The 15890-nt window shown below is 42.9% G+C and carries 15 protein-coding genes; 11 read left to right on the forward strand and 4 right to left on the reverse strand.

The window, feature by feature from the left end:
- Positions 1-3 precede the first annotated feature (3 nt).
- Positions 4-1236, forward strand: coding sequence for a cysteine desulfurase-like protein (locus tag ACMVDV_RS15220; protein ID WP_416158675.1), 1233 nt, complete (start codon positions 4-6; stop codon positions 1234-1236).
- A gap of 214 nt (positions 1237-1450) precedes the next feature.
- Here ACMVDV_RS15220 and ACMVDV_RS15225 read toward each other — a convergent pair whose 3' ends face one another.
- A complete protein-coding gene (locus ACMVDV_RS15225; RefSeq protein WP_416158676.1) occupies positions 1451-2155 on the reverse strand; it encodes a 2OG-Fe(II) oxygenase in 705 nt (234 codons plus the stop codon).
- 31 nt (positions 2156-2186) lie between these two features.
- Between ACMVDV_RS15225 and ACMVDV_RS15230 the strand changes: the two genes are divergently transcribed.
- Positions 2187-2585 carry an acyl-CoA thioesterase gene (locus ACMVDV_RS15230; RefSeq protein WP_416158677.1) on the forward strand — a complete coding sequence of 133 codons (399 nt, stop codon included), beginning with the start codon at positions 2187-2189 and terminating at the stop codon, positions 2583-2585.
- 7 nt (positions 2586-2592) lie between these two features.
- Here the strand turns inward: ACMVDV_RS15230 and glpD are convergent, their stop codons facing one another.
- The 3 genes from glpD to ACMVDV_RS15245 form a co-directional block, all read right to left on the reverse strand.
- Entirely contained in the window at positions 2593-4095 is a 1503-nt protein-coding gene (gene glpD, locus ACMVDV_RS15235) for a glycerol-3-phosphate dehydrogenase (protein WP_416158678.1), read from the reverse strand.
- 14 nt (positions 4096-4109) lie between these two features.
- Entirely contained in the window at positions 4110-5615 is a 1506-nt protein-coding gene (gene glpK, locus ACMVDV_RS15240; protein WP_416158679.1) for a glycerol kinase GlpK, read from the reverse strand.
- Between the two features lie 163 nt (positions 5616-5778).
- Positions 5779-6024: a YdcH family protein gene (locus tag ACMVDV_RS15245; RefSeq protein WP_416158680.1), complete on the reverse strand. Its 246-nt coding sequence runs from the start codon at positions 6022-6024 to the stop codon at positions 5779-5781.
- Positions 6025-6292: 268 nt separating this feature from the next.
- Between ACMVDV_RS15245 and ACMVDV_RS15250 the strand changes: the two genes are divergently transcribed.
- The 9 genes from ACMVDV_RS15250 to ACMVDV_RS15290 all read left to right on the forward strand — a co-directional run bounded on the left by ACMVDV_RS15250 (position 6293) and on the right by ACMVDV_RS15290 (position 15864).
- Positions 6293-6874, forward strand: a complete 582-nt coding sequence (locus ACMVDV_RS15250) for an anthranilate synthase component II (RefSeq protein ID WP_304178999.1) — start codon at positions 6293-6295, stop codon at positions 6872-6874.
- Between the two features lie 55 nt (positions 6875-6929).
- Positions 6930-8090: an HDOD domain-containing protein gene (locus ACMVDV_RS15255; RefSeq protein ID WP_416158681.1), complete on the forward strand. Its 1161-nt coding sequence runs from the start codon at positions 6930-6932 to the stop codon at positions 8088-8090.
- A 383-nt stretch (positions 8091-8473) separates the two neighbouring features.
- Complete coding sequence (locus tag ACMVDV_RS15260) at positions 8474-9679, forward strand: aspartate aminotransferase family protein (RefSeq protein WP_304179004.1); 1206 nt, start codon at positions 8474-8476, stop codon at positions 9677-9679.
- Between the two features lie 88 nt (positions 9680-9767).
- Positions 9768-10784, forward strand: coding sequence for an arginine N-succinyltransferase (astA, locus tag ACMVDV_RS15265; RefSeq protein WP_304179006.1), 1017 nt, complete (start codon positions 9768-9770; stop codon positions 10782-10784).
- Positions 10785-10799: 15 nt separating this feature from the next.
- Positions 10800-12269, forward strand: a complete 1470-nt coding sequence (astD, locus tag ACMVDV_RS15270) for a succinylglutamate-semialdehyde dehydrogenase (protein ID WP_416158682.1) — start codon at positions 10800-10802, stop codon at positions 12267-12269.
- Positions 12270-12408: 139 nt separating this feature from the next.
- Positions 12409-12756, forward strand: a complete 348-nt coding sequence (locus ACMVDV_RS15275; protein WP_149980484.1) for a DUF3802 family protein — start codon at positions 12409-12411, stop codon at positions 12754-12756.
- Positions 12757-12838: 82 nt separating this feature from the next.
- The gene (locus tag ACMVDV_RS15280; protein WP_416158683.1) at positions 12839-13252 is read left to right on the forward strand and encodes an OsmC family protein; all 414 of its coding nucleotides are present in this window, start codon (positions 12839-12841) and stop codon (positions 13250-13252) included.
- A gap of 88 nt (positions 13253-13340) precedes the next feature.
- Positions 13341-14153, forward strand: a complete 813-nt coding sequence (gene speD, locus ACMVDV_RS15285) for an adenosylmethionine decarboxylase (RefSeq protein WP_304179013.1) — start codon at positions 13341-13343, stop codon at positions 14151-14153.
- A 220-nt stretch (positions 14154-14373) separates the two neighbouring features.
- A complete protein-coding gene (locus ACMVDV_RS15290; RefSeq protein WP_416158684.1) occupies positions 14374-15864 on the forward strand; it encodes an NAD(P)H-hydrate dehydratase in 1491 nt (496 codons plus the stop codon).
- Positions 15865-15890: the final 26 nt, after the last annotated feature.

A 15890-nucleotide genomic window follows, 5' to 3' on the forward strand; every position in this document is an offset into this window, starting at 1 on the left:
GCAATGAACTTAACACAATTACGCCGCCAATTTCCGGCCCTAATGCAGCAAGTAGCTGGTAAGTCACCAATATTTTTAGATGGCCCGGGTGGCTCACAAGTACCACAGCCTGTTTTGAGTGCAATGTCGGCTTATTTAGGTTATTACAACTCGAATTTAGGCGGGGCATTTTTTTCGAGTGAAAAAACCGTTGAGTTAATGGCTGATGCGCGCCAAGCGGCTGCTGATTTACTTAATTCCCCATCGCGCGATCAAATTGTATTCGGTGCGAATATGACTAGCCTTACTTTTAGCTTTAGCCGTGCGATTTCTCGTGATTGGCAAGCGGGTGATGAGATTATCGTGACCAATGCAGATCACTTCTCAAATGTATCCTCTTGGCAACAAGCTGCAGAAGATAAAGGCGCGAAGGTTAATACTGTATTGATTAACGAAGCTGATTGCAGCTTAGATTTAGCGCATTTTTCCAGCTTACTGAGTACTAAAACCAAATTAGTAGCAGTTACTTATGCATCAAACACTACCGGCTCTATAAACGACATTAAACGTATTGTTGAAATGGCTCATAGCGTAGGTGCTTTGGTGTATGTGGATGCTGTGCATTATGCGCCACATGAGCTGATTGATGTGCAAGCACTTGATTGTGATTTTTTGGCCTGCTCTGCGTATAAGTTTTTCGGCCCACATTTAGGGGTGGTGTACGGTAAGCGTGAGCACCTTGAAGGATTTAGACCATACAAAGTCGAGCCTGCCAAAGATGTTATTCCTGGGCGCTGGGAAACCGGCACGCAAAGCTTTGAAGCACTCGCAGGTTTAATTGCAGCTGTAGATTATATTGCTGCGATCAGCGAGCTTGATGATGGCCACACACGCCGTGAAAAACTCGCTGTTGCTTTTACTAAAACTAAACAACATGAAATGGCGTTAAGTGAGTACTTCCTTACTCGATTAGTTAACTATCCTAAGATCAAACTATTTGGTATTGATGATTTAGATCGTTTAGCTGAACGTACTCCCACTTTTGCGTTAACCTTTGCAGGGCTTGAGCCACGTCAGGTGTCTGAGTTTTTAGGTAAGCAACATGTATGTGTGTGGGATGGTAACTTCTACGCGCAAGGCTTATGCAAGCAATTAGGTGTATTGGATACTGGCGGCGTGGTACGCATTGGTTGCATGCACTACAACACCATCGCAGAGATGGACACTTTGTTTAACTTGTTTGATGAGCTGATTTGAAGCTGTCAGCTATAAGCCGTCAGCTTTCAGTTTAATGCAAATCTGCACTTTAATTATTGTTTATTAAAGTGCAAATACTTGACAGTAGTCAGCAGTTAGTTAATTTTTGACCGCTGACCGCTGACCGCTGACCGCTGACCGCTGACCGCTGACCGCTGACCGCTGACCGCTGACCGCTGACCGCTGACCGCTGACCGCTGACCGCTGACCGCTTTTAGGCCTGTGGCTGCCCGTATATTTGCTCTGCGCGGTTAAACAGCACCCATGAGGTTAAAATATATTTATCATTCGACACTGGCTTATTACCGCGATGAGTATGAGTGAAGTAGCCTGGGGCAATTACCATAGTGCCTTTTTTCGGGGCTATCTTACGATTTTGATAATAAAACTCGGTTTCACCGCCTTCTTCAACATCGTTTAAATAAAACATAAATAACAATACTCGATGCAGCGCTTCGTTATGCTGTAACTGTGGGTACACTTCACTGTGCCAATATGGGTAGCCGCCTTTATTTACCTCATATTTTTGCGCTTGGATATTACCGAGTCGAAAAATTTGCTGTACCAATAAAGGTAACTGCGGTTTACCTACCTCGTCAAAATTAGCTTGGGTTAAATCAACCGGTTGCCCTGTTTTTGGGTGATACACTTTTAAACCAAACGCCCCAATCATTATAAAAATATGTTCTTCAATGTAGTTAAAAACATATTGTGCAGTGGTTTGTTGAATATGTTTTAATTGCTCAGCGTATTCAGGGTGATTGTTTAAGTGTAAGTCGTGGCTATCTTTTTTATTAAGATCTATGCCGCCCGATGTCATCCCTTGTTTTATATGCGGGCTTTGCGAAAAGGTGGTGATAAAGTTATCGCAAAAGTCATTACTGAGCGCGTTGTTATACACGCGGATAAAGTCCGTCATGAGTTACCTGTTTAATTATTATTGGATTATTATGTTTACTGAAAAAGTGATGCCGCGCTTTAGCGAAACGGATGCACTCGGACACATCAACAATACCGTACTCCCTGTTTGGTTTGAAGCCGCACGTGCGCCTATTTTTAAATTTTTTACCCCCGATTTAAACCCGCACGACTGGAAGCTTATTATTGCTAAGATTGAGGTGTCGTTTGTAGGAGAGTTGTTTTACTCGCATGAAGTGACGATTAACACCAGCATAGAGCAGATTGGTAATAGTTCATTTGTGCTTCGCCAAGAGGCGTGGCAGCAAGATAAATGCTGCGCCATTGGTAAAACGGTGCTGGTACGTTATGACTTTGCCAGCAAAACAAAGCAAACACTTTCGGCTGATGAAAAGGCCGCATTGAGCGATCATCTTATTGCAACTAGTTAATAGCAGCTTAGCTTTGACAAGCTGGGTGTTTAGTTAAATATTGCCCCAGTGCAACCACTTGTTTTTGATTAAAGCGCAGTCCAAGTTTTGTTCTGCGCCACAATATATCTGCGCTGGTTCTTGCCCATTCATGATTGACTAAGTAATCAACTTCTTGCGTATACAGGCCATGACCAAAGTGATAGCCTAAATCGCCCAGAGCTTGGCTGTTACCCAGTAATTGATAACTAAGCGTGCCATAACTGCGAGCCATACGCTTTAAGGTGTCGATTGGCAGCCAAGGATAGCTGCTTTCTAGCTGTGCGATAAGGTATGCTTGGTTACTAAAGTCACCGCCGGGTAAAGGGGCATCTTTCGTCCATGAGCGACTCATTTGTGGGTAAAAAGAGGCTAACTTATTAACGGCGTTTTCTGCAAGCTTTCGATAGGTGGTAATTTTACCACCAAATACACTTAATAAAGCAGCGTGATCAGTGTCGTTGTTTAATATCAACTTGTAATCGCGGGTGACTGCTTGAGCATCTGTTGATTTGTCATCTAATAGCGGGCGCACACCACTAAACGTGTGCACAATATCGGCCGCGCTTATTGAGTTTTTAAAGTAATGATTAGTGATACTGATCAGGTATTGTATTTCTTGCTCACTAATTTTTACATCAGCAATATCGCCTGTGTACTCTTCATCGGTGGTGCCAATCAGAGAGTAATCCTGTTCATAAGGAATGACAAAGACAATACGGTTATCCTCGTTTTGTAAAATATAGGCAACTGGCTGGCTATGGATTCGAGGCACCACAATGTGACTGCCTTTCACAAGGCGAATGGTGTGTGGTGTGGGCTGGGTAAATACATCTGCAAATAATGACGCGACCCAAGGGCCTGCGGCATTTACAACACTTTTGGCCTTAATATGTAGTTGCTGTTTGCTCGCTTGTTGCTCTAAAATCACATCCCAGTTATTTGCATTACGCGTTGCTTTAATGCAGCGTGTACGTGTTGCAATGGTGGCTCCCAAATTATGTGCTGCCTGTGCGTTTAAGATCACTAAACGCGCGTCATCTACCCAGCCATCAGCATATTCAAAGCCTTGGGTAATACTGCTGTTGAGTACACTGTCGCTGTTAAATTCAATTGTTTTTGAAGCAGGTAAAGTATTACGTTTGGCTAGGTGATCGTAAATAAATAATCCCACTCGAATCATCCATGGCGATCGTAAATGTGCTTGATGAGGTAGTCTAAAAGAGAGTGGCCACATAATATGCGGCGCTTTTTTTAACAGTATTTCACGCTCACGTAATGCTTCTCTTACTAGCCTAAACTGATAATTCTCTAAATAACGCAACCCGCCATGGATAAGTTTGCTGCTATTAGAGGAGGTCGCTGAAGCTAAATCGTCTTGCTCACATAATAATACTTTCAAGCCGCGACCACTGGCATCGGCTGCTATTCCGGCGCCATTAATACCGCCGCCAATGATGAGTAAATCATATTCGTTGTCGTGTGCGCTCATAGATCCCTCAGTGTTTACTCACTCTCGTCGTCAGTGCTATTAGAAAGTCTAACCTGTGCAATGCAATGTAGCCACTTTGTATATAAATCGTTGCGCTCGTCGCTACTCATGGTCGGTTCAAAACGACGATCGCTTTTCCACATAGTGGCAAGCTGTGCCGTTGATTCATACACGCCAGTTTGTAGCCCTGCTAAGTAAGCAACCCCCAATGAAGTAGTTTCAGTTAAGGTAGGGCGCTCAACACTCGCACCTAAAATATTAGCTAAAAACGCCATAGCCCAATTATTATTAGCCATGCCGCCGTCAACGCGCAAGATACTGGGGCGCAAGCCATCCCCTTCCATCGCTTTTTGTAAATCTTTAGTTTGATAACCCACTGATTGCAAAGCTGCAGCCACAATCGTACTAATACCTGAATCTCGAGTAAGCCCTAAAATAGCGCCTCGGGCATTGGCATCCCAATAGGGGGCGCCTAAGCCGGTAAATGAGGGCACTAAAAATACCCCATGATCTAAGGGCACCCCTTTGACGAGGGCTTCACTTTCTCCCGCGTTTTCTAATAATTTTAAGCCCTCTACAATCCACTGCATGGTGGCACCTGCCATAAAAATACTGCCTTCAATGGCATAGGTAGGTTTGCCGTTGAGCCTATATGCGATGGTGGTTAATAGGCGATTGTTTGACTTTAGTGCTTTATCACCGGTATTCAGCATTAAAAAACAGCCTGTTCCGTAGGTGCTTTTTGCCATACCTTCTTCAAAACACGCTTGGCCAATTAAAGCGGCTTGCTGATCGCCTGCTATGCCGCTAATTGGAATTTCACCACCGAATAACTCGCTACTAGTAACACCAAAGTCAGCCGCTGAGTCCATCACTTCAGGCAGCATCGAGGCTGGAATATCAAATAAAGCGAGTAAGTCTTCATCCCAGCATTGCTGGTGAATGTTAAACAGTAAGGTGCGAGAGGCATTGGTTGCATCGGTTCGATGTACTTTACCATCGGTTAATTGCCATAGTAAGTAGCTGTCTACCGTACCAAACGCCAGCTCACCTGCTTGTGCTTGCTCTTTAGCGCCAGTGACGTTATCTAAGATCCAACGAATTTTGGTGGCAGAAAAGTACGGATCGAGTAATAAACCGGTTTTATCATTGACGGTTTTACTGTGCCCAGCATCGCGCAAACTATCACAGTACTCACTGCTGCGTCGGTCTTGCCACACAATGGCGTTATAAATAGCTTGACCGGTTTTTTTATTCCACACTAAGGTGGTTTCTCGTTGATTCGCAATGCCGATGGCAATAATGTCTTTGGCGCTGACATGTTGCTCGGCTAATACTGTTTTACAACTACTGAGTACGGTTTGCCAAATATCTTCAGGGTCGTGTTCAACCCAGCCATTTTGCACAAAATGTTGCGGGAAGGTTTGTTGCGCGGTGCCAAAAACCTCGGCATCTTTGCTGTATAAGATGGCACGAGAGCTCGTCGTTCCTTGATCAATCGAGAGTATGTATTTGCACATAAAATATAATGTTATTTAACTTAGATAAAGATAGCTTGGCTCTAAGCTAAACGAATAGCAACGCTTTTGCACCATAATGGATGAAATTATAAGCAACAGGGATGAGTGAAAAGGAATTATGATTCAGTGCTGGCGCTTAGTGTTAAATAAGCGCCAGCTATAATTATTTGGCAGCATCGGTTAATTGCTGATGCAGCCAATCTTTTAACGCCATTCTATCGTGTTTTAATTGATGCATTGCTTCATCATCAATAGGGGCACCTTGTAACTCCAACACACGGATTTCTTTATCAATCGCATTGTATTGCTTTGCCCTTGCCGCGAACTCTGCATTATCAGTGTTGAGCTGAGTGATAGTGCTTTGGTATTCAGGAAAATCTTTAGTCAATGAATGATCTTCGCCTAACATTGGTCGCTCCTTATTAAAGCGTGTTACATATTAATCTCGATAGATAAACACGCATGGGTTTAAGTTAAATTTAATGCTATGAGGCGTTATGCCAATACAATAGAGCTTGGGCTGATTTAAAATAAATCAACATCAAGCGCAGCATTATCGCTATTAAAGTAATTTATCTTTGCCCGAATACAAAACACTGACACTCGTGCAGGCTTAAGTTAGAATGTGGGCGCAGGCAGTTGCCTACAAACAATTACTATTTTGAGTGCTTTATTACATGCTTTTAATGATCGATAACTACGACTCGTTTACCTACAACTTGGTACAGTATTTTCAACGTTTAGATCAAGAGGTGCTAGTAAAGCGCAATGATGAGATCTCGGTTAGTCAAATAGCTCAGTTAAACCCTCAGCATATCGTGATATCTCCCGGCCCATGTACGCCGAATGAAGCGGGTATATCTTTAGAGCTGGTTGCGCAATTAAAAGGTCAGTTGCCAATTTTAGGTATTTGCTTAGGTCATCAAACCATAGCACAAGCACTTGGTGCGAACATTGTTAGGGCAAAGCAAGTGATGCATGGTAAAACCTCGCCAATTTATCATGCCAACCAAGGTGTATTTGCCGGCTTGCCAAATCCATTAACAGTGTGCCGTTATCATTCGTTGGTTGTTGAACAAGATAGCATTCCTGATGAGCTGCAGATCACCGCTTGGACGGAAACAGAAAATGGCCAGTTAGATGAAATAATGGGCTTAGTTCATAACAGCTTAGCGTTAGAAGGGGTACAATTTCATCCCGAAGCTATTTTAACCGAGCGAGGGCTCGAATTACTTGCTAACTTTTTAACTCGGTTCTAGGCTTATGCTAATAAGCGTAATTACTCCTTTAATTTTTATATAAAGATAATAATGAATGACAGATGAAATACGCCAACAAAGGACAGCCAAGGCATTAGAGCAACGAGCCCATGATTTGTTGCTTGGACATAGCTTTGCGCAACGTCAAATTGGCTATATTCATACTCTAGATATAAATTATGGAGAAGCGATAAAGCAGCGCACCTTACTTGAGGTTGAAGTTGCGGCGCAAAAAATACGTAAACTCTCCAGTACTTCGCACCATAAGTACCGCGCTCAGGCCAGCCAGCAGTTACATCAAGTTATTGATACCGCGATGAACAAGCAGTTAGCCGATATAGACACGGTACTGCATGAAACGATAGGCATTGAAGATAATGTCCCCGCAATTTTAGACATCCTTGCTGTAAAGTCAGCATCGGTAGGCCGCCTTGAGCCATTAGTTAAAGATTTAACTTGGTTAGGACGTGAGTTAGTCACTTTTGTGAACTTGCCTTATTATCGCGCGCAGCGCAATAAACATACTTCGGTCAAAGTTGATAACCCAGCTTTAGCGCTGCGCTATATTGGTTTAGATAACTTGCAGTTTGTTGTGCCTACCTTTGCGGTGCGTCATTGGATGCCGCACAGCACCGAACCATTTCCATTATTAAAACGTCGCCTACGCGATAACTCGATGGCCTGTGCGATTGCTGCGCAAGAGTTGGCAAAGCTCAATGGCATTAATGAAGTTCACGCATTTACCTTAGGTATGCTACTCGATGTGGGTAAGATTGCTTTGATCAGGCTGTATCTACGTACATTCGAACGAGTTTGGCAGCGCAAAGTAACCCTTGCCCGAGAAGAACAACACAAAGATTTACACACTGCATTATTAGAGTTAAAACCTGATCCGCTATTTTTAAGTACTTTACTGAATCAGCATGCGCTTAAAGTGACTGCAACGGTGATTGAGAAAATGGCGTTTCGGTATTTGCCATTTAATGCCGTGCTATCGCAATTGGTTAATGGTGTGGCCAAAGGTGACTCAGCATTGCCGCTAACAATGTTAATACGCAAAGCACGCTGTTATAGCCAAGCAGTTAGTTTGAATGCCCATCAGTTGCTAGAAAGTGATGAAAAATCACTCTGGTTTGATTACGTTGGGTTAGCAAAAAAGGAACTAGAACAGCTTGAAAAAACCAATTTGCAGCACTTTCATATTAAAATTGACTAGTTTCATAAATTTTTTGTTAATTTTTTTACGACTATTCATTCATCATTAATATCTACTCTCACCCATATTTTATCTTGCAAAGCGCTGCTTGGTGGGTGGTGGGGCAGCGATATCGAATAAACAACCCCATAATTCGTTATTCAGATAGTTATTCACTATCTCTGAAATTATATCTCAAAGCCTTTAATAACAAGGGCTACATGAAAGTTTTATAAGAGACAATAACGAAAAACTCTGAAATAATGATTATCTGAAAATTGAACCAGAGAGTATTTTTTGGCGATGTGAGCTATGCTGATTTACGCCAAAGGAGATGGTGCAACAGTCCATCATCAAGCCTATTTTTTAAACTTTCTGTAGGATCACAATTAAGAGGATATAAAATGACAGTCAATCGCGAATTATTTGATCAAGTAATGGTTCCTAACTACGCACCTTCAAGCGTTATTCCTGTTCGTGGCGAAGGCTCACGTGTATGGGATCAGCAAGGTCGTGAATATATCGATTTTGCCGGTGGTATCGCTGTTAACTGTCTAGGTCATTGTCATCCAGCATTGGTTAAAGCATTAAAAGAGCAAGGCGAAAAAATCTGGCACTTATCAAATGTCATGACTAATGAGCCAGCACTACGTTTAGCTAAAAAATTGGTAGATGCGACATTTGCTGAAAAAGTCTATTTCGCTAACTCAGGCGCAGAAGCAAATGAAGGCGCACTAAAATTAGCGCGTCGTGTTGCGCTGGAAAATTTTGGTGAGCAAAAATCGCAAATCATCGCTTTTAATAAAGGTTTCCATGGCCGCACATTCTTTACTGTAACCGTGGGCGGTCAAGCTGCTTACTCTGATGGTTTTGGTCCAAAACCTGGCGATATCGTACATTGTGATTTTAACGATCTAGCGGCCTTTGCAGCACTGATCTCTGATAACACCTGTGCGGTAATGATGGAGCCATTACAAGGTGAAGGCGGCATTATCTCTGCTACTGATGAGTTTGCTCAAGGTGTACGTGAGTTATGTACTAAACATAACGCATTGCTTATTTTTGATGAAGTACAAACTGGTGTTGGCCGTACTGGCGATCTTTATGCGTACCAAGGTTTAAATGTAGTACCTGATATTTTAACTACAGCTAAAGCACTTGGCGGCGGTTTCCCAATTGGTGCAATGATCACCACGACTGAGATTGCTAAGCACCTTAAAGTGGGCACGCATGGTTCTACTTATGGCGGCAACCCGTTGGCATGTGCTGTTGGTGAAGCGGCTTTTGATACTGTAAATACGCCTGAAGTATTAGCTGGTGTTAAAGCTAAAGCTGCATTATTCAATGAACTATTAACTGCAATTAACGATAAGTACAACGTATTTTCGGAAATTCGTGGTCAAGGTTTATTAATTGGTGCCGTGGTTAATGAGCAGTTTAAAGGTCGTGCTAAAGAGTTTTTAGTAGCAGGTACCGCTGAGGGCGTAATGTCGTTAGTAGCTGGTGCCGATGTGGTGCGTTTTACGCCATCTTTAGTGATCCCAGAAGCGGATATCCGTGAAGGGATGGCACGTTTTGAAAAAGCCGTAGCCAACGTTGTGAACGGTTAAGCAACAGCTCTGATCATAATAAGGGCAAGTAGCAAGCTTGCCCTACTATTCTTAATTTACCGTTATTTATAAGGGAGCAAGCGGACTCATGATGATCCTTCGCCCAATCCAGCAATGTGATTACCCAGCTTTATTGAAAATTGCCCACGAATCAGGGCATGGTTTTACCTCTTTGCCTAATAACGAAGAGTTATTACAAAAGAAGATTGACCATTCGATAAGCTCATTCGCAAAAAGTGCATCTCATCCAGGTGATGAAGGTTACTTGTTTGTTCTTGAAGATAGCGAAACTGGTGAGGTCGTTGGTACCTCTGCAATAGAAGCTGCGGTCGGTTTAGATGATGCGTTTTATCATTATCATTTAAGTAAAGCCATTCATTCATCTCGTACATTGAATGTTTATAAAGCGGTTGATATTTTAACCTTGTGTAATGATTACACAGGGGCTACAGAGCTTTGTACGCTGTTTTTAAAAGATGGTTACCGTAAAAATAATAACGGTAAGCTGCTTTCAAAAGCACGTTTTATGTTCATCAAGCAGCACCAAGAACGCTTTGCTGAAACCGTAATCGCAGAAATGCGCGGTGTTTCTAACGAGCAGGGCAGTAGTCCATTTTGGCAATGGTTAGAAGAACACTTTTTCTCGATGGATTTTCCAACAGCTGATTACTTAACCGGTATTGGCCAAAAGGTGTTTATTGCTGAACTCATGCCAAAGTACCCAATTTACGTCAACTTATTAAGTAAAGAAGCGCAAGCGGTGATCGGCAAGGTGCACAATAATACCCGCCCTGCGATTGAACTACTGAAAAGTGAAGGCTTCACCTTTAATGGCTACGTTGACATTTTTGACGCAGGCCCAACGGTAGAAGCAAAAGTAGATAATATTGCAACTATTCGTAATGCTAAGAACTTTACCGTAAAAATCGGTGAAAACAGCGGCGAGACGACTGTGATGCTAGCGAATGAAAAACTTAATGATTTTAGAGCAACCGTTGCACAACTAAACTTTGCTGCAACGAGTGAAGATATCACCTTGTCGCAAGCAATGGCAGATGCACTGCACTTACAAGCGGGCGATATCGTTACTGCGGTAAGTTTATAATTTAGGAGAAAGTACATGACTCATCCTGCACAATTTATTAATGGTCAATGGTCGCAAGGCCAAGGCGATGCATTTAATTCAGTAAACCCAGCCAATAACGAAATTATTTGGCAAGCAAACTCAGCCACCAGTGAGCAAGTAGACAGCGCTGTTAATTCTGCGCGTGCAGCATTTTATAGCTGGGCTGATAAATCATTTGCAGAGCGCCTAGCGATTGTAAAAACGTTTGCCGAAACGCTACAAGAGCACAGCGAAGAACTTGCTGTAGTAATAGCCCAAGAAACGGGCAAGCCGTTATGGGAAACTCGCACTGAAGCGGGTGCTATGGTCGGTAAAATTGCGATTTCTGAAAAAGCCTTTTTAGAGCGCACTGGCGACGTAGAAAACCCAATGCCGCAAGGTCGTGCGATGATCCGCCATAAGCCTCACGGTGTAGTGGCGGTATTTGGCCCGTATAACTTCCCTGGTCACTTACCTAACGGCCATATTGTACCTGCGTTATTAGCGGGTAATACCGTGGTGTTTAAACCATCGGAGCTAACGCCAGCGGTTGCTGAGCTAACGCTTAAGTTATGGCAAAAGGCCGGTTTACCAGCAGGTGTAATCAACCTAGTGCAAGGTGAAGTAGCCACAGGTAAGGCTCTTGCTGCTCACAAAGGTATTGATGGCTTATTCTTTACCGGTTCATCACGCACCGGCCATATTCTGCATGAGCAGTTTGCTGGTCAACCAGGTAAAATCTTAGCATTAGAAATGGGCGGTAATAATCCGCTAATTATTACTGAGGTTGCTGATACCAAAGCGGTTATTCACGATATTATTCAATCAGCATTTATCTCAAGTGGTCAACGTTGTACTTGCGCACGTAAATTATTTTTACCAGCAGGTGATCAAGGCGATGTAATTTTAGCCGGTTTAATTAGTGCGACGCAAGCCATTAAAGTGGGCAACTACGATGATGCCGAGCAACCGTTTATGGGCTCGATGATCTCATCAGCAGCGGCTGCGGGTATGGTAAAAGCACAGCAACAACTTGTTGAGCTTGGCGCTAAGGTGTTAGTTGAACTTAAGCACACTGAAAATACGGGTTTTGTAACACCAGGTATTATTGAATGTACTGATGTTGCTGACTTCCCAGATGAAGAGCACTTTGGGCCGTTATTAAAAGTATTCCGTTTTACTGATTTTGACAGCGCGATTGATAAAGCTAACGACACTAGCTTTGGTTTATCGGCGGGTTTACTCAGTGATAATGCGGCAGATTACGACCATTTCTTACGTCGCATTCGTGCCGGTATCGTTAACTGGAACCGCCCAATCACTGGCGCGTCAAGTGCTGCACCATTTGGTGGTATTGGCGCATCGGGTAATCATCGTGCAAGTGCTTACTATGCAGCTGATTACTGCGCATACCCTGTTGCCTCTGTTGAACTTGAAAAAGTAGCAATGCCAGCAACATTAAGCCCAGGCTTAAAAATCGATTAATCGATTTGGTCAAATAGTAATAAATAACTAAAAAAGCAGCCTTGGCTGCTTTTTTTGTATTGGTTAATGCTCAAAGGTAGCAATTAAAAGCACTTTCTGCTTAAATCAATACAGTCGTTTTAATTAGGTGTGGGTCATTATGGTTTTAGATAGGCAAGGATATGATGATTTGATCATGTATCTTACTCAAAATTTAGCATTATTTGAGAAGTCCGGCGAAATAAAACCAGGCGCTCCTACTATTATGGAGCTGATTGAAGATGATATTGCTGAAAATGTCATGTTGTTATGTCAGCAACACACTGAGCTTTCTACTGAACAACGCAGCCAAATCGTGCGTGAAGTTGATGGTATAGTATACGATTTACAAGAAGTACTCAGCAGTGTCACCAGTAATCAAGTTACCATTGAACAACATGCATTTATTGATGAATTTGCCGCATTGGTAAAAAACCTCTTTGATAGCGCCGTAGTTGAAAGTGCCTAACCATTCCAATTATCGTTTTTAATTTGCAACTGCGTGTGACTTCCTTACAATCAGGGGAAATAACTTCTTTGAGAGTCATAAAATGCAAGCGAATGTAAAATGGGTTGCAGGCGATACCTTCCTGGGTCGTTCTAATTCTGGTCATAATGTTGTGTTTGATGCTGGTAGCGATAGCGCTGCACCAAGCCCAATGGAAATGGTATTAATGTCTGTTGGTTGTTGCTCATCGGTTGATGTGGTGAGTATTTTAAAAAAAGCCAAACAAAACTTCTCCGATGTACAAGTACAATTAAGCGCTGAACGTGCTGAATCCGCCCCTCGTGTATTTACTAAAATTAACTTGCACTTTGTTGTGACTGGCGACAACGTCTCTGAAAAGCACCTTGCGCGTGCCGTGCAACTGTCGGCAGAGAAGTATTGTTCAGTGGCATTAATGCTTGATAAAACAGTAGAAATTACCCACACGCACGAAGTTATCCAAGAACAGGGAAAATAACGCTTTTTCCTGCGGTGAAATTCGTATAAAATCCGCGAACTTTTCATTCTGCTCTGGCAGATTTCACTTGTTTATAGGTTGGTTTATCATGAACAAACCCTTCGATAAAATTAAACTTCATGGCTTTAATAACTTAACCAAAAGTTTAAGCTTTAGTATTTACGATATTTGCTACGCAAAGACCGAGCAACAACGTAAAGAATATATTGAATATATCGACGAACAGTACAGTGCTGATCGACTAACCGATATTTTAGGTGAAGTAGTGGACATTATCGGTGCGAATATTTTAAATGTTTCGCGTCAAGATTACGATCCACAAGGTGCCAGTGTAACAATTCTGATCTCAGAAGAGCCAATTGAGCAGCAGCAGACCTATGAAGTTGATGAAGCACCAGGGCCATTACCTGAAACCGTGGTTGCTCACTTAGATAAAAGCCACATCTGTGTTCATACTTATCCTGAAGCGCACCCTGATGATGGTATTTGTACTTTCCGTGCTGATATCGAAGTATCAACCTGTGGCATTATCTCGCCATTAAAAGCGTTAAACTTCCTAATTCACAGCTTAGAGTCAGATGTTGTAACAATTGACTACCGTGTTCGTGGTTTTACCCGTGACGTAGATGGTGTTAAGCACTATATCGATCACGCGATTAATTCAATTCAAAACTACATGACCGAAGATACCAAAGAAGCGTACCAAATGATGGACGTGAATGTGTATCAAGAAAACTTGTTCCACACTAAGATGATGCTAAAAGAAACCGATCTAAATACTTATTTATTTGGTGTCACTACCAGCGATTTATCTGAACAGGAAGAAGAAGAAATTCGTTCTAAGTTAACCCGTGAAATGCAAGAAATCTTCTACGGCCGTAACTTGCCAGAAACAGAATAAGCTCGCTTAATTAGCTAGTTTTAAAAAACGGCGTGCAATGTAAATTGCGCGCCGTTTTTCATTAAAGCTGTTACATGCGGCAACAAAAGCAAATGAAAACACCATCCTTCCTAAATCTACCTCCTAAATTAGCCTGAAAATGTTGATGGCGACACTCCTTGACGCTAGCAGCCGTGGCTAATAGTCTAAGTAAACAGCCCGTCACCTATTATGGATCAATATGCAGAATCAAGGCCTAGCACAGCAACTATTTTTGGCACAGCAAGTGCGGCAGCATGAAGCAAAGGCTGCGGCCTTGGCAGGCGTTAGTATGTTCACTTTGATGGAGCGCGCAGGGCATGCGGTATTCTCGCAGTGTATCGAGCACGTTCCGAATGCCCAGCGTTACTTTATTCTGGTCGGCTATGGTAATAATGCGGGTGATGGCTATATCGTAGCAAGCCTTGCCAAGCAAGCCGGTAAAGAAGTTGTAGTACTTGCAGCCGATAGCAGTAAATCTCTCAGTGGGAATGCGCTTACAGCTCAGCAACGTTGGCAAGCATTGGGGGGCGAAGTTGAAAGTTACACGCAAGGTCGTCTTAATAATGCTGATATTATTATTGATGGTTTGTTAGGAACCGGAATTAATAGTCAAGTTCGTGGGCCATTTTTAACGATGATTGAAGATGCCAACGCGCAGCCTAGCACAATAGTGGCAATTGATTTACCTTCAGGCATAGACGCCGACACAGGGCTGCCACTTGGCATCGCTATCCAAGCTGATATTACCGTTACTTTTGTGGGGATCAAACAAGGCTTAGTAACCGGTGCTGGGCGAAGTGCTGCAGGCAAACTCGTTTTTAATGATCTAGGAATTGCAGAACCATTTGCCAAGTTAGCGAATGCTAGCGCAACACTCATCAATATTACTAGCTTTAAACCACTTGCTGCACGAAGTCGCAATAGCCATAAAGGGAACCACGGCAAGCTGTTATGCGTCGGTGGAAATCAAGGTACTAGCGGGGCCATTCGTTTATCAAGTGAAGCAGCACTTCGTACAGGCGCTGCAATGGTGCGTGTTTATACTCATCAAAGTAGTGTACACGTCGTTAGTAGTGGTCGCCCTGAATTAATGGTCAGTTGCGACAGTTTATCCGCAGCTCTTGATTGGGCTAATTGTGTCATTATTGGTCCAGGTCTTGGTCAGGATAGTTGGGCGCAAACGACATTTCAGCAGGCTATACAATATTGCTTAGCAAATAATTTACCATTAGTTATTGATGCTGATGGCTTAAACTTGTTGACTAAACATAGTTTAGAGTATCGCCTTAAAAATTGCATAATAACCCCGCATGCTGGGGAAGCCTCACGGCTAATGCAAGTCTCAATCGCTGAGATTGAAGCAAATCGCTTTCATTCTGCCACTGCTTTAGCTAAACGTTATACCAGTACCTGCGTGCTGAAAGGGGCGGGTAGTCTGATCGCCAACGGGCAGCAAACTTGGCTGTGCGAAAATGGTAATCCAGCGCTTGCTGTGGGTGGCAGTGGTGATGTGCTTACCGGCATCATAGGTGCGTTACTTGCTCAAGGTTTCGCTGTTGATCAAGCCGCATGTTACGGTGTGACATTGCACGCTAAAGCAGCCGATATTTTGGCCGAACGCGAAGGGGAGCGCGGTATGTTGCCAAGTGATTTATTTGCAATTGTCAGGCAGCTTATTAATGGTAAATAGCGGTTAAATATACTTTTTACTCACTA

The sequence above is a fragment of the Pseudoalteromonas sp. ASV78 genome (genome assembly GCF_047806705.1).
Classification (GTDB): domain Bacteria; phylum Pseudomonadota; class Gammaproteobacteria; order Enterobacterales; family Alteromonadaceae; genus Pseudoalteromonas; species Pseudoalteromonas prydzensis_A.